The organism is Zooshikella sp. RANM57 (assembly GCF_050749885.1).
Classification (GTDB): Bacteria; Pseudomonadota; Gammaproteobacteria; order Pseudomonadales; family Zooshikellaceae; genus Zooshikella.
The window spans coordinates 56,386-79,842 of record NZ_JBOIUB010000013.1; the positions used below are offsets into that span (position 1 = coordinate 56,386).

General features: G+C 39.9%; 21 protein-coding genes. 9 read left to right on the forward strand and 12 right to left on the reverse strand.

Annotated features, from left to right (window positions below):
• Positions 1 to 82: 82 nt before the first annotated feature.
• Positions 83 to 412: a c-type cytochrome gene (locus ACQ96U_RS21880; protein ID WP_431723404.1), complete on the forward strand. Its 330-nt coding sequence runs from the start codon at positions 83 to 85 to the stop codon at positions 410 to 412.
• Positions 413 to 495: 83 nt separating this feature from the next.
• Here the strand turns inward: ACQ96U_RS21880 and ACQ96U_RS21885 are convergent, their stop codons facing one another.
• Positions 496 to 1,545, reverse strand: coding sequence for an alkane 1-monooxygenase (locus tag ACQ96U_RS21885; RefSeq protein WP_431723405.1), 1,050 nt, complete (start codon positions 1,543 to 1,545; stop codon positions 496 to 498).
• A gap of 301 nt (positions 1,546 to 1,846) precedes the next feature.
• Here ACQ96U_RS21885 and ACQ96U_RS21890 point away from each other — a divergent pair, with 301 nt between their 5' ends.
• Positions 1,847 to 2,815: an alpha/beta hydrolase gene (locus ACQ96U_RS21890; protein WP_431723406.1), complete on the forward strand. Its 969-nt coding sequence runs from the start codon at positions 1,847 to 1,849 to the stop codon at positions 2,813 to 2,815.
• Positions 2,816 to 3,110: 295 nt separating this feature from the next.
• A complete protein-coding gene (locus ACQ96U_RS21895) occupies positions 3,111 to 4,022 on the forward strand; it encodes a chemotaxis protein (protein WP_431723407.1) in 912 nt (303 codons plus the stop codon).
• Positions 4,023 to 4,194: 172 nt separating this feature from the next.
• Here the strand turns inward: ACQ96U_RS21895 and ACQ96U_RS21900 are convergent, their stop codons facing one another.
• Positions 4,195 to 4,950 (reverse strand): outer membrane protein OmpK, encoded by a 756-nt coding sequence (locus tag ACQ96U_RS21900; protein ID WP_230409169.1) that lies wholly within the window; start codon positions 4,948 to 4,950, stop codon positions 4,195 to 4,197.
• 1,060 nt (positions 4,951 to 6,010) lie between these two features.
• Here ACQ96U_RS21900 and elbB point away from each other — a divergent pair.
• Positions 6,011 to 6,664 carry an isoprenoid biosynthesis glyoxalase ElbB gene (gene elbB, locus ACQ96U_RS21905; RefSeq protein WP_431723408.1) on the forward strand — a complete coding sequence of 218 codons (654 nt, stop codon included), beginning with the start codon at positions 6,011 to 6,013 and terminating at the stop codon, positions 6,662 to 6,664.
• Positions 6,665 to 6,793: 129 nt separating this feature from the next.
• Positions 6,794 to 7,273 (forward strand): thioesterase family protein, encoded by a 480-nt coding sequence (locus tag ACQ96U_RS21910; RefSeq protein ID WP_309227368.1) that lies wholly within the window; start codon positions 6,794 to 6,796, stop codon positions 7,271 to 7,273.
• A gap of 53 nt (positions 7,274 to 7,326) precedes the next feature.
• Here the strand turns inward: ACQ96U_RS21910 and ACQ96U_RS21915 are convergent, their stop codons facing one another.
• On the reverse strand, positions 7,327 to 8,256 hold the full coding sequence (locus ACQ96U_RS21915) for a radical SAM protein (RefSeq protein WP_431723409.1): 930 nt from the start codon (positions 8,254 to 8,256) through the stop codon (positions 7,327 to 7,329).
• Positions 8,257 to 8,544: 288 nt separating this feature from the next.
• Here ACQ96U_RS21915 and ACQ96U_RS21920 point away from each other — a divergent pair, with 288 nt between their 5' ends.
• The gene (locus ACQ96U_RS21920; protein WP_431723410.1) at positions 8,545 to 9,378 is read left to right on the forward strand and encodes a fructosamine kinase family protein; all 834 of its coding nucleotides are present in this window, start codon (positions 8,545 to 8,547) and stop codon (positions 9,376 to 9,378) included.
• Positions 9,379 to 9,411: 33 nt separating this feature from the next.
• Here ACQ96U_RS21920 and ACQ96U_RS21925 read toward each other — a convergent pair whose 3' ends face one another.
• From ACQ96U_RS21925 to ACQ96U_RS21955, 7 genes are read right to left on the reverse strand one after another with little or no spacing between them, the layout of a single operon-like run.
• Entirely contained in the window at positions 9,412 to 9,876 is a 465-nt protein-coding gene (locus ACQ96U_RS21925; protein WP_431723411.1) for a type IV pilin protein, read from the reverse strand.
• Positions 9,877 to 9,922: 46 nt separating this feature from the next.
• The gene (locus tag ACQ96U_RS21930; protein WP_431723412.1) at positions 9,923 to 10,312 is read right to left on the reverse strand and encodes a hypothetical protein; all 390 of its coding nucleotides are present in this window, start codon (positions 10,310 to 10,312) and stop codon (positions 9,923 to 9,925) included.
• A gap of 10 nt (positions 10,313 to 10,322) precedes the next feature.
• Positions 10,323 to 13,958, reverse strand: coding sequence for a pilus assembly protein (locus ACQ96U_RS21935; protein WP_431723413.1), 3,636 nt, complete (start codon positions 13,956 to 13,958; stop codon positions 10,323 to 10,325).
• A gap of 29 nt (positions 13,959 to 13,987) precedes the next feature.
• On the reverse strand, positions 13,988 to 14,620 hold the full coding sequence (locus tag ACQ96U_RS21940) for a pilus assembly PilX family protein (RefSeq protein WP_431723414.1): 633 nt from the start codon (positions 14,618 to 14,620) through the stop codon (positions 13,988 to 13,990).
• A gap of 6 nt (positions 14,621 to 14,626) precedes the next feature.
• A complete protein-coding gene (locus ACQ96U_RS21945) occupies positions 14,627 to 15,625 on the reverse strand; it encodes a PilW family protein (RefSeq protein ID WP_431723415.1) in 999 nt (332 codons plus the stop codon).
• On the reverse strand, positions 15,622 to 16,128 hold the full coding sequence (gene pilV, locus ACQ96U_RS21950; protein ID WP_431723416.1) for a type IV pilus modification protein PilV: 507 nt from the start codon (positions 16,126 to 16,128) through the stop codon (positions 15,622 to 15,624). The genes ACQ96U_RS21945 and pilV overlap by 4 nt, the downstream gene beginning before the upstream one ends.
• A complete protein-coding gene (locus tag ACQ96U_RS21955) occupies positions 16,125 to 16,604 on the reverse strand; it encodes a GspH/FimT family pseudopilin (RefSeq protein ID WP_431723417.1) in 480 nt (159 codons plus the stop codon). The genes pilV and ACQ96U_RS21955 overlap by 4 nt, the downstream gene beginning before the upstream one ends.
• Before the next feature lie 389 nt (positions 16,605 to 16,993).
• On the opposite strand from ACQ96U_RS21955, the gene ACQ96U_RS21960 reads away from it, so the two are divergent.
• Positions 16,994 to 18,370: a phospholipase effector Tle1 domain-containing protein gene (locus ACQ96U_RS21960; protein ID WP_431723418.1), complete on the forward strand. Its 1,377-nt coding sequence runs from the start codon at positions 16,994 to 16,996 to the stop codon at positions 18,368 to 18,370.
• Between the two features lie 335 nt (positions 18,371 to 18,705).
• A complete protein-coding gene (locus tag ACQ96U_RS21965; RefSeq protein ID WP_431723419.1) occupies positions 18,706 to 19,341 on the forward strand; it encodes a TetR/AcrR family transcriptional regulator in 636 nt (211 codons plus the stop codon).
• Between the two features lie 123 nt (positions 19,342 to 19,464).
• On the opposite strand, the gene ACQ96U_RS21970 is transcribed toward ACQ96U_RS21965, so the two are convergent.
• Positions 19,465 to 21,387 (reverse strand): ATP-binding cassette domain-containing protein, encoded by a 1,923-nt coding sequence (locus ACQ96U_RS21970; protein WP_431723420.1) that lies wholly within the window; start codon positions 21,385 to 21,387, stop codon positions 19,465 to 19,467.
• A gap of 163 nt (positions 21,388 to 21,550) precedes the next feature.
• On the opposite strand from ACQ96U_RS21970, the gene ACQ96U_RS21975 reads away from it, so the two are divergent.
• Positions 21,551 to 22,054 carry a TIGR02444 family protein gene (locus tag ACQ96U_RS21975; RefSeq protein WP_431723421.1) on the forward strand — a complete coding sequence of 168 codons (504 nt, stop codon included), beginning with the start codon at positions 21,551 to 21,553 and terminating at the stop codon, positions 22,052 to 22,054.
• 73 nt (positions 22,055 to 22,127) lie between these two features.
• Here ACQ96U_RS21975 and ACQ96U_RS21980 read toward each other — a convergent pair whose 3' ends face one another.
• Positions 22,128 to 23,255, reverse strand: a complete 1,128-nt coding sequence (locus ACQ96U_RS21980; RefSeq protein ID WP_431723422.1) for a hypothetical protein — start codon at positions 23,253 to 23,255, stop codon at positions 22,128 to 22,130.
• Between the last annotated feature and the right edge of the window lie 202 nt (positions 23,256 to 23,457).

Here is a 23,457-nt window from a genome sequence, read left to right on the forward strand (position 1 = left end):
TAGTGTAGCAGGGTGAAAATGGGTTATGATCTGTATGCAAATTAATTATTATTACATTGTGTATTAGCATATGAGGAATTTTATGTCTGTATTACTGAGGAAGTTTTTCTGGGTGTTTTTTTTATCACTTTTCAGTTTGTGCTCAATGTATGCCAGTGCCGCAGGAAATATTGAGGCAGGTAAAAATAAGGCAAAAATATGTACGGCCTGCCATGGTGAGGATGGCCACGCTAAAATTCCTATCTATCCACATTTAGCGGGTCAAAATGCTGCATATTTGGAAAGTGCGTTAAAGGCGTACCGTACAAAACAGCGACAAGGAGGGCAAGCTGTTGTTATGCACGCTCAAGCGGCAAATTTAAGTGACCAAGATATTGCTGATTTGGCTGCATTTTATAATAGTTTAAAATAAGCAATATCTATATTACTTAAGGGTACTTCTAAAAATGCACTTTTTTTAGAGGTACCCTTAACTAGATGTAAACGTTATGGTTATTAGATATCCCCTAAAGCGTGTTGTCGATATTGAATGACTCTAGGGTCCATTACCATGCGCCAGAGTGGGGGTATTAATGCAAGTAACATCATTGCGCCATAACTTGAAGGCAACTGTGGGCTTTCATCAAAATGCCGTAATATTTGGTAACGCCTGGCTGGGTGGGCATGATGATCTGAGTGACGTTGTAAATTGAAAAGTCCTGCATTTGAGAATATTTCACTGGCATTCCAAGAGTGTATTGGGCTGACGCGTTCGTAACGACCATCAGACAACTGCTTGCGGACTAAGCCATAATGTTCAACATAATTCACTATTTCTAGCGAAAGGATGGCACAAATTGAGCTGATCCAGATAAACATCAAACCTTGCCATCCTGCCCACAAAGCAAAGCTTATCCACAGTATCATAGTCCCTGCACTCCACCAAAGTAATTCATTTTGCCAATGCCAAAATGGCAGTTTCTTCTTGTTTAAACGAATAGCTTCTAATTTAAACCCTTGAATAATATTTCTGATTATGGCTTGAGGTAGGAATAAATAGATCGACTGACCAAGTTTTGCAGTAGAGGCGTCTTTGGGGGTTGCAACATTAACATGATGGCCTCTAACATGTTCTACTTTAAACGTTGCATAACCAATTAGCATTAGCATAAATCCACCCAGTAATCGTTCATGCTTGGTATTACGGTGTACAAGTTCATGAGAAATATTGATAGCGCCAGCAAAGACCAGAAATCCTGTACTAAATGACAATGCTAATGTTGAAGTCCAAACTTCGAATTTTGCACTGTAAAATCCTAAAGCTAAGTAGCACAGTTGAATACAGCTATATCCGCAAATAATAAACTTATAGCGATAATCATTTAGCAGCTGTTGTTCTTGTTGAGGAGTAGGATTTTGTTTGCTACAGCCAAGAGCAAAATCAACAGCAGGAAACAATAGATAGAAAAGTAAAAACAATAAATTCCATGTGCCACCAAGAAACCAACCAATTAAAGGAATTGTTGAAACTAGATAGGCTAAAAGAAAGCAGTAGGGGGATAACATTTAAACTGTCCTTATTATATGGTGTTATGAACAAAGTTATTTATTTTTATTAATAATTCCTTTTTCAATAACTGAATCTTTAGAGGTATAAGCCTGAATTCAGTGTCATATCATAAAATTGTCAGACAATATTGAGTTTAGCAGTTAATTATAGACAAGGCGTTGTTTGGTTCATGGATGATTTATTTCACTATGCTGCACAAAAACTCAGTCTTTGGCATTTGCTCCGTTTAGTGAAAATGATATAAGCAGTTAATGTATATGCTCTCATTTGTGGAAAAGTGCAAAAAATAGGCTATTAATGAAAACGCTTCCATTTTCTTTAGAACAGTTACAGCAGGGCATTAGGCCTTTATTGCTGGATGCTCCTACCCAACCAACAGCAAACGAACAGGCTTACTTTAGCTATTATGGAATTGATTTCGCTCAGGAATTATCCGATGTAGAACATTTTTTTGGTTGGTTGGAATCAACGCCTTACATGATTGCTTGTCATATCTATAAACAGTCAAACTCAAAAGGCACTTTTTATTTACTGCATGGTTATTATGACCATATAGGTTTATATAGGCATGTGATTAAGTTTTTGCTTCAGCTCGGTTTTAATGTTTTTGCGTTTGATTTACCTGGACATGGCTTGTCTACAGGGTCAAGAGCATCGATTCAAATGTTTTCAGAGTATGAAAGTGCGCTTTCAACATGTTTGCAGTTCGCTGAAAATAAACTACCTAAACCATGGCATATCATTGGGCAAAGTACTGGTGGTGCAGTGATTATTGATTACCTGCAGCGTAATCAATTTGATGTAGTGACCAGTCCTTTTCAATATATTGTTTTATTAGCACCGCTTGTTAGGCCAAGAGCTTGGCGGCAGTCGTTGTGTGCTTATTTCTTACTTAAGCCTTTTATTCGACAGCTTAAAAGACGTTTCACGGCTAACTCAACAGATCTGTCATTTGTAGAATTTATTCGCCATGAAGATCCTTTACAGCCTATAAACTTGTCTGTTGATTGGGTCGGTGCACTCCATCACTGGATTAAGGAAATCGAAGGCAGTGATAAAAGTTCACTTTCTCCTGTTATTATTCAGGGGGAACAAGATTCAACGGTAGATTGGCAACATAACTTAAAAGTACTGGATAAAATTTTTACGCAACCGAAAAAACTCATACTCCCATCGGCAAAGCATCACTTAGTCAATGAAAGTGAAACCATTCGGCAACGATACTTTAAGTTTTTGCGGGAGCACCTTTGTCCAAAACCAGCATAATGACCTTCAAACACACCGTGAATCCTGCTTTGTAAGCTTGTTTGCTGCATCCTTGTGGCAAACAGTTCAATACGCATTATCTGGCTTTTGTCTGCGTTCTTAAGTCGCGTTAACTATGCTCTGTCTTACGATAAACCTTTGATTATGGGTATAAGTTAACGAAGAAATAATGGATGTACACTAGAGTCGATTTCTGTTGAGGTTAAACTAAACTTAATTTTGACTGATATTATTTTGTTTGCCGCTAAGGATTAGTGACAGATTGAACGTATGGATTATCCATTAGAGAGTAAATATGACAGGAATAAGTCAAACGAATAACAGTAATCAACGCCACTTAGGACAGGATTTATTGCTATTCCGATTATGTGGTAAACAGCGGTATGGAATCAATGTCTTAAAAATAAAAGAAATTATACCTACACAAAAACTAACCCAGCTTCCTCATGCACATCCTGCAATTGTTGGTATCGCAAAACTAAGAGGCTCTCCTCTCAGTGTAATTGACTTGGCCCAAGCTATTGGACTGGCACCACTGCGTGATGCTAAAGGCAAAATAAATATAATTATTGCAGAATTTAATCGAACCATGCAGGGTTTTTTAGTGGGAGAGGTAGAGCGCATTGTTAGTTTAGGCTGGCAAGATATTTTGCCACCCCCCAAAGCTACTGGGAAAGGCAGCTATGTCACGGGGGTTGCCTCACTTGATAAGGATATGGTTGAAATTATCGATGTCGAAAAAGTACTTAATGAGGTTGTGCCAGAGCATTTAGGAAATTCGACACTGAATTTACAACTATTGCCAGAGCAGGTTGCGGTGTTACAAGACAAATTAATAATGGTTGTAGATGATTCAAGTATGGCCAGAAAGCAAGTGTGTCAAACGTTGGATAACCTTCCGGTTAAGTATGTTGTTTCAAATGATGGTAAAGAAGCGCTGGATTTATTACGCGATTTACATCAACAGGGTAAACATGTGGATATGATTATTTCAGACATTGAAATGCCTGAAATGGATGGGTATACGTTAACGCGAGAGATACGCAAAGATCAGGATTTATCTTCAACGTATATTTTATTACATACATCATTATCCAGTAATATTACTTCTGCTGCGGCTGATGCTAGTGGGGCTGATGCGGCTTTAACCAAGTTTGTCAGTGAAGAGTTGTCATCCATTGTGGTGAAAGCATTGGAATCACCTTAGTTATACCCTTCGTTTGGGGATATTGATAATATGGATAATTTTTGGAAAAAATATAAACAAAAAAGCCAATATGAAATTGGCTTTTAATAAGGAGAAACGCATCATTATTATTATAATGGGTTAGTAGTCAGCGTCCTTACTTGTCACTAACTAGACGAGGGAGATTTAGTTTTTAGAAATTATACTTCAGTGATAGTATTGTACCATTTTGATATGTAGGAGAACCTAAATAATCATCAGCATAGCGGTATTGAACACCGACATCAAAGTGATTATTGACATGCCACCAACCAGAAATTGCGCCATTATAACCGGAGGTATTGGGTGAACCATCATGACTACCCATATAGTCATCTTCCCGCATAAAGTCGTACTCGTGCCATTGTGCTACGGTAAAGTTTTGACCTAGTGCAGAGAAGTCTTTACCCCAAACAACACCTAGCTGATAACCATTATGACCATTAAATGAGCCAAACTCATCACCTTGGAAAGTATGATGGATAGCTGCATGGGCTTTTAGCCATAAGCCATTGGAAAAATTAAAGCTTTTGCCAATACCTAAAAATGTATTGGTTTCATCGAAGCCTTTTGTTCTGAAATCAGAAACCTGACCAAATAAATGCCAGCCCTGATCACCGAGGAAGTAACGCACATTGCCTTTACCAAAGAAGCGGTATTTATCTGAGTCTTTATCCCACTCCTCGAAGTCATAAAAGCCATAAACCTCACCCCAGTTGAAGCCGGCACCGCCTTCTATTTCAAGGTAGGAGAAGTCTTCTTTTGTTCTGCCTGTTTTGACTTCAGTATCCGCATCCCACTCAAGGTAGTTGACACTGACATTGCCAAAGCTATAAGTCATTTCTGCATGAGCAGAAAGTGTAATGAGTGAAGCCATCACTAACGTTGTAGGAAGTATAATTTTTTGCATAACTACTACTCTTGGCATGTGTGACTGCAAGAACGCATATGCCATTGGCTTATCCCTTGGCTGACTGTCGCACAGGGGATGTATGCTTTCTTAACATGTAGGTTTTTTTATAATGTTTGCACCTAATACTTGAACCCAGAGCAACTATTTTTTTTATCAATAGCATTTAAAGTCTGTTACTTTGCCATTGTTAATGACAAAGTAACAGGAGGTACTGCTTTGTTTACGTTACTTTGGGTATCATTTACTGCTTATTTCTAACGTTCCACGTTGCCTATAACATGCTTTATTTGTACTCAACCATTATCCTTTTTAATTGAGTTCATTTTAAAACCTGTTATAGGGTCTTACTACGTAAACCCTTTGTGATGAATTTTTACCCTTCACTATGGTTATATATTCTCACTGAGGGAATACGTTGTTTGGTAAAAACCAAACAAGTAATGAGTAATAAGTAGTTAACCTCTCTTCTGCGGGATAGATTCTAACATGAAAAAAAGATGACAATAAAACAACTAATTCATTTTATTTTATTTTATTTGCGTGAAGTCAAAAATTCATGTCGGGAAAGTCTGTGAGTGATGAAATTTACTTTAAATAAAGTCGGAAAAAGCAGTTTTTATACGACGTTATCGATTTATTTAAATGAGAATGGTTGTGTTTTTTATGGAAGTAATATTAATTAATTTTGCGTTATTTTTTTATTGAAATTATATATTTTTTGGTAAACTTACATAGCACAATGGGTTGAGCACTTTGGTGCAGATATCGTTAAGGTCCATGAAGCATCTAATGAGTAAGGTACTTGTACAGGTAAACTAGGCATAATATTGTAATAAAAAAAAATTTACATGCTTTGGATTTGGATGATTGTATATTTCAGGTGAGTGTACCCTGATAAATTTGATCTGGTTAACATAATTCGTAAAACGTATTTTATTAGGACTTTCTAATTTTATGAATGCAAAAGCTATCTTGACTAAAAGCTAGCGGTTGTATGGTTGTTGTTTAACTGATACTTCGACTTAAAGTACTTCCAACAGCAAAACAAGGAGAGAAAATGAAACGTGTTGCAGTTATTTTGTCTGGATGTGGTGTTTTTGATGGAGCTGAAATTTATGAGTCGGTATTAACTTTGTTGCACCTTGATAAAGCTAATGTACATTACCAGTGTTTTGCGCCTGATATCCCTCAACAACATGTGATTAACCATTTATCTGGAGAAGTGGTTGAGGGCGAAACAAGGCAGGTGCTGGTTGAAGCTGCCCGAATTGCTCGAGGGGATATAAAAAGTTTGTCTGCGCTTAGAGAAGGAGATTTTGATGCATTAATTTTTCCTGGCGGATTTGGTGCTGCAAAGAACTTATGTTCATTTGCAACTGAGGGACAGGCTATGCAAGTACAGCCTGAAGTACTTGAAGTCTGTCAACGGTTTGCTAAAGCGACAAAACCTGTTGGCTTGATCTGCATTGCCCCGGTATTAGCAGCCAAAATTTATGGCGATAAAGTAAAGTGTACGATTGGTCACGATACAGCAACAGCCGAAGCGATCAATGCCATGGGCGCACAGCATGTGCCTTGTAATGTAGACGATGTTGTCATTGATGAACAACATAAACTAGTCACAACACCAGCTTATATGCTTGCGCAGCGAATAAATGAAGCCTCAGCAGGGATAGAAAAGTTGGTACATGCTGTTCTGGCGTTATGTTAGAGGGTATTATCCTATAACCAAGGATATGGGGATAAGTTAGGGTATGTCGTATTTCAAGATACTGATATGCCCTTGATCTCAGCGGATATCCAGGTCTACTACTTTTAACGCTTTCAAGGGTGGGAAGCAGTGAAGCATAGTACAAAAGATGTTGAAGAGTTTTTACCTGAAATAAAAGCTGCAGTGATGTCATTTTTTGACAAGGTTCCATTCAATAAATTTTTAGGGATGAAGATTACTCGTGTTGAAGCTAATTGTGTTGAAATGCATTTACCAATGAAAGAAGAGCTTATAGGTAATTACTTTATGGGGATATTGCATGGTGGCGTTATTTCGGCAATGCTGGACGTTACTGGAGGCGCTATGGCTTTGGTGGGTGCTTTCCGTAAATTAGAGCATTTGAGCTTAGAAGAGCGTATTAAGCGTCTATCAAAAATTAGCACCATAGATTTACGTGTAGACTACTTGCGTCCAGGTCGAGGTAATGCCTTTTATGTGGTTGCTACATTGTTGCGTTCAGGTAATAAAGTCGCTGTAACGCGTTCAGAGTTTTATAACGATCAACATGAGCTTTGTGCTGTTGGAACGGGCACTTACTTGTGTGGTTGACATAATTTTGGGGCTTATAACCTCCTTCATTAATTAAGAGGTAAAAGCCAGCTTTATGTGCCTTCACTACAGGAGGCGCCAAAAGCAAAGCAGCTGTAGCAGCGATGATGCCCAAGACGAATTTGCTGACTCATGCTTTCATGCAAATTTGCCCCTAAGTCATACTCAGGATCATCATCAACTAAGGTGCAGGCATATACCCGTAGATTCCCTCGTATCTTAACCACCATTTTGCTGAATGCACACATAAAGTGTTGTCGGCTAGTAGGGGAATGATAGGTTCGCATGCAGTGTTCAGTAATGTGAGGCGTTTTTCTGTGAGTAAATGGAGGCGCAAAGTCAGGAAAGGGAATGATAGAAATTGACTGTGGCAGGCCGATGTTATCCAGTAGCTTCCGATACTGATTTGTCACATATTCTGAATTTTCCTCCCTTAATTGTTGGCGAGCAATTGAGACTGGAAACCCTATTTGATGGAGTTCACGGAGCGCCTTAAGTGCCAGTGAAAAAGAGCCTGTTCCTCGGTCTTTATCATGTTGTACAGCGTCTGGATAGTCGATACTAATGCGAAATCGAATTGTATAAGGAGATGAAATTAACGATTTAAGCTGTGGTAAACGTTGTAGAAGAGGCGCTGTACCATTCGTTAATACCAAGCAAGGACGATACTGGCTGGCGAATCGCAAAATTTTTACCATATCCTTTGCGACAAAAGGCTCCCCACCAGTAAATGAAAATTGTTGAACACCTAAGCACAATGCTTCATGTATCCAAGGCTGGATGTCTTCAAGTTTCATGAGTTCTAAGCGATTATCACCAGGTTTAGATCCTTCTAAACAAAAGGGGCAACGGAGATTACAAGCTGTGCCTGTATGAAACCAAAGTTCTTGTAGGGTGTGAGGGGCTATATAACCTCGAGGCTGACCATCAGGCGTTATAAGCCAGTTTACAGAATGTGTTTGTTTTACAGGGATAAGTTGCATGGGATTGAGTGGTGGTTATTGTACTTTTTTAAAATTTATAACGACTGCATTAATGTGTTTCACTTTTCTTTTAGTTTGATAGTTCAGGCTTATGATTACTTATTTATAAATGCAAATGCTTTGCATATTATTGAATAGAGGATATGGATTAACATCACTTAATATTAATGATGTTTTTTCATTTTTAGTATAGGCTTTGTAAATAAAACAGTAATAAAGTAATTTTGTTTAAACTTTTACCAATAGTTTAAGTACATCATGATCATATCTCCAAAGTTGCAAAGTATATTGAATGAGCATATCTCTAATTATTTAGGCTGTGCTTTTGATATAGAATATATTGAGACATTAGTAGGTGGTGATATTAATCAAGCATTCGCTTTACGACAAGGAGATGTAAGCTTTTTTGTAAAAATAAATCACGATGATGAAAATACTAATTTTTTAGCAGAAGCACTGAATTTACAAGTATTAAAAGAAGCTGACTGTTTGAAAGTACCTGCGGTTATAGCCACAGATCATGAAGATGGTTGTAACTATTTATTATTAGAGTATGTTGCTCCTGGCATGGGTAATTGGAGTGAATTTGGTCGTCAGCTTGCGCAGTTGCATAAAACGACAACACGAGTGCATTTTGGTTGGTCACAAAATAACTTTATTGGACGCTCTTTGCAGGTAAATCATTGGCAAACAAATTGGTCAGATTTTTTTGCTGAGCAACGAATTGGTGTTCAATTGGAAATGGCTAATCAACAGGGAGCGGCTCTCTGCGAAGAAATAATTGACGCTATTAAACAGTTGTTAGTGGACCATCAACCAGAAGCAGTATTATTACATGGTGATCTTTGGAGTGGTAATACAGGCTTCACAGCAAACGGTGAGCCTTTTTTCTACGATCCTGCTTGTTATTACGGCGATAGAGAAATAGACATTGCCATGACAGAGTTATTTGGTGGTTTCCCACAAGATTTTTATACTGGTTATAATCAGGTTTTCCCTCTGTCAGAAGATTATGTATTGCGACGTCCCATTTATAATCTTTATCATCTATTGAATCATTATAATTTATTTGGTGGGCATTATTTACATCAGGTGAAGCAATGTATAAAGCAATTGATGTAACAACTTAGCACTTAAATTTGATTTATTGATTATCTAGCGAGCATCCCATGAGACTGCAGTGCCTGCAGTAACACCGGCGGCACATGTACCTGCTGCACCATCCGTATTGAAACGACATTTACGACCAGTTGATTCATATCTTAAAAGCCCATCTCCAGTTTGACCCGCTTTTGGTTTTGCTGTTAAAGAATAACTAGTCCCATCTGCTGCAGCAATTTTTAAATCATAAAACTTATTATCACCATCTAAGGGAGCTTCAGATGGAAAGTTTAACTTACCTGTTCCAGTTCCTAATGCGGTTGGATAGGTATTAGGTGATGCTTCTGTATAAGCGCGTTCCATCGCTTGTGACATTTGCATTAATGCTGCTTGGGCATCTGCACGACGAGTTCTTAAAACATGATTCTGATAGGAAGGGTAAGCAATAGCAGCGATAATAGCTATAATCGCTACAACAATCATAAGCTCTATCAGCGAGAAACCATTTTTTTTATTCATTCATGCTTTCCTTCTATTAAATTACGTAGTCCAATCAGTCAAGAAGCTAGTGAGGAGGAGGAGCCATTTCCTTGGGGAGTTCCCATATCTCATTAATCATCATTTGGCTATTAATACTTTTCATACTGTAGCCTATGGTCATACCGGGTTTTAATGCATGAAGAGTCGCATATTCTTGAGCGAGTAAATGTAGTTTAGCATTTTGCCAAATGGGAAAATGTTGAGCATTTAGGACAAGTTTTCCTTTTCTAGGAAGATACTGATCAACCACTGCTTTGTACTGAAATTCAGCAGGATAATAGTTCGGTAAATCATAAGCAGGCTGGGCTGATGAAGGTTCTTCACTCCATACGGATGGGCTAAATAAAACTATGTAGCTTATTAAGAAAAGTAGGCTTGAAAACAAATAGTTTCGGTATGTTAGAATCCTTGGCATATTAATCACCTTACTCTAGAAAGATTTGTCGCCACGATAAACGACCAGTGGCAGAGTCGCTGGTATCTGTTTTAATGATTTCTATGGACTTATCGCTTAATTGAGTTACCAAGAAATCACCAATGAAGGATGAGTCTGATGGCGTCGCACCTTCAAACCGTGTACCTGACACCACTGTATCAGTCACGGGCACATTATCTTCTGCGTCAAATGAACCATCACTATTAATATCAAAAATAGGGGTGAGGCGTCCGACGCCACCACTGACTGGACTTATAGCTATCTGAAAGCCACCAGGTCCTGAGGTGCAGTATAAATTAGTGCTTGGAATGACTGTGTTGGTAAATAAGATGCCATCTCTGATGAGTAATTGTCGAACTGGACGCTCTCCAGGAAACTCAATATCTGTAGTACTACCTGCGGTTAATACATCAAAGTCAATGTACCAACCCATGACCTTTGTTCCTGTTTCTTTATAAGTCACGAGATTATCTGTGAGAGTGCGGACCACTGTCCCTTCTACAGTACCCGCGATATTAGTAAACGATTGTTCGACTAAGTCACTACGAGGGACTGGGTAGGTGGTACTAGGTTTAAGAGTATCCCAAATACCGTAGAGGCTTTGTATTGCTGTTGAAGAAACATCAGAATTTAGAAACCAGCTACCTGTCCCTGCAATCACAATTAAACCTGTACCATTAGGGTTACGAACAGCGATGGGTTGACCAATTAAGGGCTGGATGCTGCTATCACTATAGGTAGCCGTAAAAAGAATCTGTTGACTCGCACTATCACTCCAATCTGTTGTTGCTGTTGATGTTAAATCAAAGCGGTAAAGATTGCCCTGAAGATCGCCGACATAGATGTAATCAACTGTGCCATTAGAATCGAGATCAATAGCACGAGGAATACCTAAACCATTGGGTGTAGTACCATCGCTGCTTTCTACTTTACCTTTGCCTGTGGATATCTTGATATAGTCAGTGCCTGCAGTCCACACACCATCTAATCCTCCATCGAGAAAGACAACATAGAGCGCAGCGTCTCCATCAGTACTCGTGCTGTTGTAGCCGTTACCAAAAATAGCCGCCCAACGTTTTTCTCCACTGGCATACTCTGTATTGGTCATTGCGATAATGGGGCGACTAAATGATAAGCCGAGGTCACTGTCATCAGCATTGGTAAATTCCCACATCACTTGATTTGAAGCTGATGTTTCTGTGCTGAAGTTACTTGGCTCGGTAATATTTAAGGCAAAGTAACCCTCTCCACCTGCTCCTAGCGCACCAACCAATACAGATGCCCAAGCGGGTGCCCCTCCGTCGGTGACCGCCGTAAAAGCATCGTTGACGCTGACTTTTTCATCAACGTACATTTGATGAACATAATTAGGGTTAGTTAATTCACCCAATTTATCAAATAGAATATCTGGAATGTAGGCAAAAACTTCTTCGCCGGTATTTGCATTTAGTCCATGGAGCATACCGTCATTGGCGCCTACATAAACCATCTCTGTTCGTGTGACTTTACCTTCTGCAAATTCAGAATATAAGCTTCCCGTTGCTGTTGGATAAGGTTCAGAGTCTCGACGAATAAAACTGGGAGGACCAACAAAGGTTGGCGTTGAGTGGATAATATCTCCGAGTCGGCCTGAATCAGAGAAACGCTCACGGAACTGGCCCGTATCAAAATTTTCACCCTCTAATGTTTGACTGCCACGTAAGTAACTCACTCTTTCATCACCAATGACACTATCTCCATCACCATAGCCACTGGGTAGTGAGGTTGGGGCAGGGGACTCTAATGCAGTTTTTTGAGCGGTGGTTAGGCCGCTGTCATAATTAAAGGCGACACCTGTCGCATTAGCTTTATCATAAGTAATGATGACACGCCCATCAGCTGCTATTTTTTCATCCAGTTTTGATGCAGCAGACCAAGTAATTAGGTCGCTGATTGATCCATCCGTATTAATTTTTTGTGCAACGACATCACCATTATCGTAACGTGGATTATAGAAAGCACGAAACAGTAGTGTGTTTGACTCAATATTTTGCGTGTTAAAAGCGACAGCACTGGCTGCACCGGATTCTGCTTGAATCTTTTTGAAAACTTCACTTAATCCTGATGCTAGTTTTTCTGGATCACCAGCACTAAAGTACTCTCCGCGACCATTGTATGCAGCATGCAATAAATCATCGACGATACCTTCATTGGTGTCTGTAGCAGGCCAGGTAAAAGGTGTTGTAAAGTCTGTTGGCATACTTGATATTGAACCTGTGACCCCAAAGCTAACAGTGTACAAGTTCATACGCTGATGCATGCTATCACCTTCAGATAAGGTAGAGCGGTCAGCGTCATTTGTTGTGGCGGGTACATTGTTATCTAATGTTGTTGAAAGATCCCGCTTATAGTAATGCATGGCAACATCGGCCAGCGTATTGGATGCTGAATCAGCAAACGCACCACCATCAAATGCATTCGTCGTATTTGCATCTGCGTTGCCTACAGATGGATCACTACCGTTATAAAATCCATCGGTCATTAATAAGGCATAGTTTTGTTGGCAAGTACCTATCGGGGCTGCTAACAGTGGGCATGTATAAGAACCATCGGCATCAAAAATATTTCCACTTAAACACTCAAAGTATTTTCCTACCAGTTCCAGGTTTTGGCGTATAGGTGTACCGAGTGCGGGCACAGGGGAACCATAAATTTTATCTAATAAAGCTTTTTTATTACCTGAGCTTGAAGATGCATTCATAGAGGCAACTTCAATACTATTATTGCTGTCATTAATGGTGGCAAAACCCACTCGGGCATTGCTCAGCTCATCAATGACAAAGCCTAATGCGCCTTTAGCAACTAAGTCTCTGGAGCGGTAATAACTAAACCAGTTAGCAAAATTTTGCTTGGTTGCAGCATCAGCATTTTTTATATAGAACTCTGTTTGCTCACCGTTATCAAACAAACCATTACTATTACTGTCAGTCCAAGTGTAATAGCGGAAGCCATCAGGTTGACCATCGCCATTGCGGTCTGAAGTATCTCGATCGGTACCGCCATCCCAGTTTGAGTTATGCTGTGTTAAATCGATATATTCTGCAGGGTTGTAAGGGTTATCGGGGGCATTAGTAATATCAATGTTTGTCAGTGGGTCTCCATTACTATCTACACCTGGCCAGGGTTTGTACTCTCGGGTAGGGTCAAAGTAAAGGGCGTTAAAATTACTATTTCTAAAACGCCAGGATTGATCATCCGCAGTATTACAGTCATTGCCGTCGTCGCTATAGGTATTTGAACCAAACTCAACACTGTAGGTATAGCCAAAAAATGTACCACTACTAAAGTTACAATCTGCGGTACCATCATCATTGGAATCACGGTGCTTTACAGGGCCAACGCCCGTATTGGTACCATCACGCTGTTGACCCGTGAAGAGGCCTCCATTGGTTTGGTCGGTGGTCATTACCTCCCAGTCCATGCTACCGGAGTCATCTAATAAAATGACAATATTGGGTTCAGCCCCAATCGAGATTTCCAGTGCATGCTCTGCAATATCAAGGACACCTGCTGTCGCATGGCTTGATACGATGGAAGCTATACATAGGCTTAACCATTTTGTCTGAAAGTTGTGTCTGCTACTCATTGCGACCCTGCCTATTACCAAGAGCGTATTTAGATCCGTTTAGCAAAAGTGGTTTGCAGAATGACTTGTGATCCTGCTGAGGTACCAACACCACGTGCAGTGATTCGGAATACTTCAGTTGCACCTGAACCCGTAGATTCACCAACATTCATTAAATTGAGTTCTTCTTCTTCAGAAGTCACAGAGGTAAAGTGTTCAATAATGTATTTAGGTTGATCCGCTAACCCGGCCATTGTGGTGGAAAGTGTGCGAAGTTTGCTGGATGTACTCCAATCAATGGTTTTCCAGGGTGAGTCTTTAGCCGCTGCTAAAGAATACATACCTTCATCACCGTCATTATTAAAGACACTGAGCGTTACCAATGCATCAACTGTTTCCTCGCCTTCTCTTAAAGCCGCTTCAGCCGCTTGAAATGCTGTATTATGGTCTTTTAAATTAGCACTCATTTTTTCATCTAATGAAGTGGTCATCATGGCATTAATGCCAACAATGGAAAGTAGTAATAAAATGACCAGACTGATGACTAAAACAATACCTTGTTGTTTGTTATAAGCTTTGCGCATGTGCGAAAGGTTTTTTTTATTTAGGTTATATTGTTGCTGGGTTATAGTTTGATGACGTTTTTTTGAGGGAGTATGAAAAGCCTTTTTATGTGTGTCCATGGCGTATTAGACTCCACGATTTCTAATTTTAATGGTGGTATTAAATGTCCGGGTAATAAGGTTGTTGTCTTGACTGACCTCATCAACAGTATTAACACTTAAACTGATATTTACAGCAACAACACGATTCATATCCCCCACGCTGCTGGCTGCAACATAACGGTTGGGTACACCAGAGCTATCTAGATCTTCTCCATATAAGATAGATAGATTTTCTACACCGCGAATTAATTCTTCAGGTACATCCAGGCTTTCTCTTCGCCAGAGGGAGAGCACGGTATTACCCCTACTATTAGGAAATGCAGAGGGGGCAATATAATACACGGCTGTTCTGAATTTATAGACAGATGCATCTTCGTCGTAGGTTGATCCATCATTAGTTAATTCTTTTTGTGCATTGCCTGGTGATTCAGATGTTCCTGAATTATGCACAACGTTATATTCGGTATCATCTACAATCGTGGTAATATTGGTAACTTGAAAAATAGTCGCTTTACTGCAGTCACTCACTAAAATAACTTCACCATCTGCAATAGGTGTTGTGGCTTCTGACTTTAAGTCAGCAGAAGGAAAGGGCATCGCTTGAGTGAGGCTGGCACCATTATCCTCAACACGTCGAATAACAAGAATATCGGATCCTTTCTGTGGGTTTAAATCGGTTACATAGCTTTCTGGAGTTGGTTTCCAGGTTGACCCTGATGCTTCATAGCCTGTCAGCCCAGTACTTAAGTCAAAGATATAATCAGATGTTGAAGGGTTAAGAGTATTTAAATAATTGACATCATTGATACTGGAAAGACAGCCCATATAGCCTGCCATACGAACATCTTCAGAGATGGTATCAAAAGCAAAACGTGCATTATCTTGAAGGGTGGAAAGTCCATTTAGCATACGAAATGTTTGTTGATTACTGTTAAAAATACTGATAATGCCACCCATTAAAAATAACCCTAACAGCATGGCAATCATGAGTTCAATGACAGTGAAGCCTTGCTGTTTTTTCATAATTGTGTCCTCGTTACAAAGCTGGTAATCACAGGAGAACCTTCTGCGTCAAGACGTTCAGTCCAACGGATAGTGATGGTATATTCGGTGCCAGTAACAGTGATATTACCTTGACCACTATTTAATAAGCCTGCAGGTTCTCCAGTACAGTTACTGTCATCGTTATGTCCACCTAAGGAACATTTCCACGTCGCTAAATCATATTGAGCAAGTTGAGCATTGTTGCAATTACTTGAACTGCCTTCGCAACTATCTGCTTTTACAGGTGGTGCATCACTAAAGTCTGTAGCATAGCTACCTGTAGGGTTAGCTCTTATGCGATCAATGATGCTGGAGCTTAAAAATGTTGCGTAACTACGATTTAATGAATCATTATTATTTTTTAAGCTGACGGCCTGTAATCCTGCCATTCCCAGCAAACCAATGGATAAAATAAAGACAGCAACTAATAACTCAATCATCCCTACGCCACGTTGTGCGGCTGACTTAATGAATATATTCATGGTGTGCATCCAGCTCCTTTGATTAAACTTGTACTCCCTGAACGTAATAATTGAATTTGGCGACTACCATTGCCCGAGCTATGGCATAAATTAAGGGTGTCGCTGGTGGTAGTTATAAAACCTCTGGAATTAAATGTATAACTGCCATTATTCCCTACGCTGTTGAGCGTAGCGTTGTTATCTAAGGCTTCGTATTCTCGAATTAGCTCACTATCGGCTACTACAATAATTCGCCAGCCAGGTCCCCATTCATTACTATTATCCGATGCATCTAAAGCTTCCAGTCGGACAGCCTGGCCCCGCTTTATGGCTTCACTGCGTGCAACAGCAATACTGCCCACAAAGCTATTTGAGCCTGCAGCAAGTTGGTTTTCAACAATCAATGATATAAAGCTTGGGTAGGCAATGGTTGTTAAAATAGCGGCAATAGCTAATCCAACCATGACTTCTATTATCGTAAATCCCTTATTTTGCATGGACCTTTGCCCTTTATTTATTATTTATTTTAAAGTTAGACCATTTAGATTTTGCTATGGGCAATTCTGACAAAGTCAAATAATGTTTTGATAAATGGGAAACTATATGAATAAAGCAATTAAAAATGCTCATTCAATAATTTATCGTTCTACTTTTTGGCGTTTGTTTTGCATCTTAGTAGCTTGCCAGGTTTAAATTGAACGAAGTGTAAATTTTTATTAAAAAGCAGCAAAAGAATAATCCTTAAACTATATGTAATAAATAAGACAGATTAATGCAGTGATGGCTGTATCTTGGAATAGTTGTTTATTTTGCTTTCATTGTAATCAGGATTGATGATCTTACCGGATGAACAGGGTCTTCATCATTTCCTGTTAAGGGCAAATTCATGAAAAAGCGTTTGATAATTTTTTGCGATGGTACATGGAACAGTCCTGATCAAGTTGATGAGAGAACTAAACGAATTTGTACCACGAACGTTGTTAAGTTAATGCGAGCTGTTCAGCCCATTGCTTTTTCAGGGCCAGACTTTTGTCTCCAAACGCCACAAATTTCCTATTATGATCCTGGTATTGGCACAGAAGGTATATTGGAAAAATATTTGGGCGGGGCGACAGGCTATGGTATTTCAGCCAATATTTTGCAGGCCTATCGTTTTTTAGCCAATAACTATCAGCTAGGGGATGAGATATATTGCTTTGGATTTAGCCGGGGTGCCTATACGATTAGAGCATTATGTGGCTTTATGGGACTTATTGGCCTTATTTCACCTAAAGACCTTGACTTATTACCTCGTGCTTACCGTTATTACCGAATGTCACCTGAACAACGTTATTTATCCCCTGAGCATGAGTTTTATTTATCGTTAAGAGAAAAAAGTACAGATAACTTTTGTATTCGTTTTCTAGGCGTATGGGATAGCGTGGGCGCGATGGGGGCACCCACCCCACTCTTACAAAAACTATCTCAACGTTGGGTAGGTTTTTTTGATGTAAAGTTAGGTCATTATATTCAAACAGCCCGACAAGCCTTGGCCATTGATGAATGTCGAGGCGCATTTACACCGGATTTATGGGTAAACACCAGTGCAGAACTTGCGCAGTATCAAGATATCCAGCAAGTGTGGTTTTCTGGGGTGCACTCTAATATCGGTGGTGGTTATGAGCAAAACTATCTATCAGACCAAACTTTATTATGGATGATGGGGGAAGCAGGTGATTGTGGTTTACAATTTAATGCTGAATATGTTGCTCAAATTCTTGCGAATACACATCAAATAGAACAAGAAAGTAATTTTGAGCAGATTATTATTCCAAATAACTATTCATTTCCTTATAAAATGATTGACGCCTTGAGCCATCGTCGAGGAAGGCGTGCTATTGGTGAACGCCAGCGGGTAGCCAATGATTTATTGCCAGCCGTTAACGAATCTGTGCACCCAAGTGTTGCAGAGGTGATGCGAATAAATGAAAGCTATCGTCCAGAAAATTTGCTAAAAGCACTTGATGTAGGGGACTTAGAGTATTTATCTCATGAACGTCGCCAGTCGCCCCGTATTGCTTGCTATGAGCCTGCTGAGCTGGATGTGGGGCAAGAAAAAACGCAGTGCCTCATTGTCAATCAAAGCACCGGTGGTGCAGGTGTTAGCTGCAAGCAACCATTACGTATGGGGCAGTTAATTCATCTCAACCAAAAATGGAAAACAATTACTGGACAGGTGGTATGGGCGAAGGATGATTATGTCGGAATTAAGTACGCCGCTTAGTGAGCTGACTGCATGACTGCTGATAAATTTCGACATAATTACCCTGCGGGTGCAGAAATAATTTTTTGTAAGAAAAAAGTTTTGTCTAGTAAAAGTGATTTCATCAATAGCTGTGTGGTTGATGAGGATTAATCGTGAATCAGTAAAATGATTCAACGTTGTTAACATTCCTCAGTGAGTCGTCAGTTGTTGTGTGATGTGGCAAATCAACATGTATCCCTCCATTGCTATCAAGGACGTAGCTGCTTGTTTGGAGCACACGTTGGTCCTTTATAGCGAGAATTCGCTAATACATTTTGTTTAATGTGATCCTTTGATGAAGAGAAGGGGGAGAAATGGGCAGACCCATCGAATTTGACCGCAATGAAGTGTTAGAGCAGGCTTTGCAGTTATTCTGGAATACAGGGTATAGTGCCACGTCTGTTGCTAACTTAGTAGAAGCAACGAAGCTTAAACCCGGTAGTTTATATGCAGCCTTTAAAAGTAAGCGAGGATTATTTATCGCAACGCTAGATCGGTATGCAGACCGCTGTATTTCAGAGTTACAACGCTGTCTTTCTGCTGACCAGTCACCATTAAATACAATTCGGTATTATTTTTCGCAGTTAATACTTAAAATTGTTGAAGATGAAGAGAGTAAAGGGTGTTTTCTGATTAATACGATGTTAGAGGTAGCACCACACGATAATGAAATACACCAACGTGTGATGGATTATTTTAATGATATGGAAGGCCGCTTTGCGGATAAAATTAAGCAATCTCAAACATGTGGTGAGGTAGCTGAGCATCAACCAGCAGATGAATTAGCGAAATTCTTGATGACAGGGTCATGGGGACTACGCATTATGGGGAGTACCCGCCAACCTGAATGGCAGTTGCAAAAAATGGCGGATCATATGCTATCGGTGTTAACACAATCCGCCGCTAAACCCACTATCCATAATGATAGTCCAGGAATAATGTCAATTTGAGTTGTTAATGAGGTATTAATCATATACATCACTGACCAGGGATGGTTTTCCCCTTAAAACCATTGGCAAAACATCACTCTAACGCTGCTATCATTCCCTCCTAGGTTTTCGTGTTTATTTCAATTAGCCTGCATCGTTGAGCGCCTCTTCAAGTGTTTCAAGCTCTGCCATGTTTATCAGTAATTGTTCTTCGGTTTCTTCTTGCTGTTTTTTTATTGTGCGCTGTTCAGTCAGTAGTTGTTTTAACTGCTCTTTTTTACCATCACTGTAGATTTCATTGTCATTTAATTGGTTGGCGATGGTATCCAGTTTAGTTAACAGCTGCTCTAGTGCTTGCTCTTGTTGTTTGATTTTTGACGTCAGAGGACGAAGCTGTTGGCGAATTTCGGCTTTTTTGCGTCGTTGATCTTTTTTGGATTGAGAGGCTTGTGCGGTTTGATTTATTGCGGAACTATCAGACTGTTGCGCAGAGGGTTGCTTTTCTTGGTTTAACCATTGCGCATAATCGTCCAGATCACCTTCGTACTCTTTCACTTGATTATTGGCAACGAGCAACAGTTGATCAACACAGTTGCGTAATAAGTGTCGGTCATGAGAAACCACAACTAATGCGCCAGTAAATGCTTGTAATGCCACAGTTAGTGCTTGGCGCATTTCCAGGTCAAGATGGTTAGTAGGCTCATCAAGTAGTAATAAATTGGGTTTTTGCCAGGCAATAATCGCTAAAGCCAAGCGGGCTTTCTCTCCTCCAGAAAAGTGGGTAATGGGGTCAAAGGCTAAATCACCACGAAAGTCAAAGGAACCTAAAAAATTTCGTATGCTTTGCTCTGATGCATTGGGCGACAACCGTTGTAGGTGTAGTGTGGGGCTCGCATTATTATCTAAAAACTCTAATTGATGTTGCGCAAAATAACCTATTTTTAAATGTTCGCCACAAATTCTTTCACCTTTAGGTGTGCTTAGGATTCCTGCCAGACTTTTAAGTAATGTTGATTTTCCTGCACCATTTGGCCCTAATAGTCCAATAGCGTCACCTGGGTGAATATTAAGTTTTACATTTTGCAGAATAGTGTGGTCTGCGTACCCTAAGGTGCAGTCTTGAAGCTGCAGCAGAGGGTCTGACATTTTTTCAGAAGAGGGGAAGGTGAACGTAAAAGGTGAATCAACATGCGCGGGTGCAATATTTTCAAGACGCTCTAAGGCTTTAATCCGGCTTTGTACTTGTTTGGCTTTTGTGGCCTTCGCTCGAAAACGTGCAATAAAGCTTTCAATATGGGCACGCTGTGTTTGTTGTTTTTCAAACATTGATTGTTGGTGGGCAAGCTGCTCACTACGTAATACTTCAAATTGGCTATAGTTACCTCGGTAGGTGTTGAGTTTTTGATGTTCAATATGAATAAGCTGATTAACCACATTATCCAGAAAATCTCGGTCATGGGAAATTATAATCAGTGTACCCCGGTAGCTTTTTAGCCACTGTTCGAGCCAAAGAATAGCATCAAGATCAAGGTGGTTGGTGGGCTCATCTAATAATAATAGATCAGAAGGTTTCATAAGGGCTTGTGCCAGATTGAGGCGTATTCGCCAGCCCCCTGAGAAATGAGTAACAGGTAGCTGTTCTTGCTGAGTATTAAAGCCTAAGCCATGAAGTAACTGCGCTGCACGATGATGTGCTGTGTAACCATCAATTTTTTCAAGTTCGCTGTGTAAGTGAGCAATAAGATTATTATTGTGTTGCTGTTCTGCTACGGCCAGTTGATGTTGGATTGAGCGTAGGTGTTGGTCTCCATCAATCACATACTCTATGGCTGCTTTATCAAGAGCTGTTACTTCTTGTTCCATGTGCGCGATACGCAGATTGGGGGTGATGGTAAATTCACCACTATCTATCATCAGTTGCTGATTAAAAACAGCGAATAATGACGATTTTCCACAACCATTGGCACCTGTAATAGCGACCTTTTGGCCATCATGAATGGTTGTACTTGTATTCGTTAGTAGTATTTTACTTCCACGCTGTAAACTGATGTCATGTAATCGAATCATAAAAACTTAGCTATGTGATGATTGAGTATGTTGCCCAGTATACCTGTCATCAAAAAGAATTATAGGCAGTTAATGGCAGCCAAAGGCATTACATTGATGACTAAGAGAATTATATCGGTAATAGCTTATTTTGTGAGTATTTATACGAGCGGTGTACGTTTATATGCCTGATGCACTAATTAACCATTCATTTTGGTCGTTTGCAGTGGCCTACTATACCCCAGAAAAAGAGAAAATTTTATTGGGGTTGCAAGATGATCATGGGCTGGATTGTTGTTGGTTGCTGTTTTGTGTTTGGTTATCTCAAAAAAATAAAGTACTCCCACTTCCTGAAAGTAATCCTGTCTATCAATGCATAAAGGATTGGAGTAAGCAAGTAATAGAACCAATAAGATACTTAAGACAGCGCTTGAAAGAACCCGTAGAAAAATGCGCAATTACTCAGGGTTATAAATTTAGACAGCAGATAAAGCATTTAGAACTATGGGCAGAAAATCGCTATATGTATTGGCTATATTGTAGTGCAGATTTTTACCTAAACAGTACTGATAGCAAGCAGTTAGTTAGAATTAATACCAATTGTTACATCAACTATTATACTGAGTTAACCACAATTAATCGGAAGTTAAAAAAAGAATTGGAGCAATGGCTTAGGTTAGCGCATTAACTCCATTGAGTATAAGAATGCAATGAAAGTTTAAATTAAAGAAGGACTTAGGCCCTTCTTTAGTAAACCGTTATTACATGTCTGTGGCAGGATCAAAGATGCTTCTTGGTGCATCAGAATCTTTATCATCAGACACTTCAGGTGTAGTCACTGGCGCTTCAGATACAGTATCTGGAGTCGTTGTTTCTACAGGTAACAGTTCTTGCTGACTTGTAGACTCAACAACTGTTTCAGTTGTTGAGGTATCTGTCAGTAAGTCTTGTGTAGGCGCTTCTACAGGCGCTGTTGTAGCTTTTGTGGCTTTTTTAGGTGGACGGCCACGACGACCTTTGGTTGCTTTAGCTTTTGTTGCTGCCGCCGTTTCAGTTGCTGCAGTTGCCTTTTTAGGTGGACGACCACGCTTTTTAGGTGCTGTTGCTTTAGGTGCGGCTGTTGTTGCTGCAGCAGTCGTTGCTTTTTTAGGTGGACGACCACGTTTTTTCTTAGGTGCGGCTGTTGCTGCTGCAGGAGCAGTGGTTGCTGTCGTCGCTTTCTTAGGCGGGCGACCACGACGTTTAGGCGCTGCGGCTGTCGTTGCTGCGGCAGCTGTCGCTTTTTTCGGCGGACGACCTGGGCCACGTTTCTTAGGTGCAGCTGCTTTAGCCGTTGTCGCTTTAGGAGGACGACCTGGACCACGCTTTTTCGCAGTTGTTGTCGCAGTTTTAGCTTTTGCTGGACGACCGCGTTTGCCTGGTTTTTTGGTTGCAGTTTTAGCTGCTTTTAGTTCTTTGACGGCTTGCGTTTTGGCAATTTCTGCTTCGAATTTTGCAAGTACTTTATCACGCTTAGTGGCGTACTTGATATCTTCTTTAAGCTCTTTAAGCTCTTCTTTAGCAGTGCTTAGTTCGTCTCTGAGAACCGTAACTTCTTCTCTAGCGACAGCTAAGTCAACATTTGCTTTCTCTAACTGGCGCACTGTAGCGGCAGTTTTTTTGACTTTAAGTTTTGCTGAAAGTGTTGTTTGTCGAAGCTTTGCTTTCTCCTGTTTTAGTTTTGCTTTTTCCACTTTGGTTTGAAGTGAAGTTATTTGCTTCTCGAGTTGAGTTAGCTCTTTCTCTTGAGCTTGAGCTAATTGCTGCTCGAGTTTTTGAATTTGCTGTTTTATATCTGAAACAGAAACAGCTACAGCTCGTCGAGCCGTTGCTTTTTTCTTGGCTGCCATTTTAATTCCTCATCTAACAGTAGCGTAGAGATCAATTTAAAAGAATTATACGAAGAGAAAAATAATTATCCATATCTTAAGGATGAAAAATTAAAAATATTTACCTTATGGTGGCAAAAATAGGAAACACTTGCAAATATTTTGTGCGTAATATTGATACTAATAGCATTATACTTTAAGTAATAGTTGCAATATTTCCAGG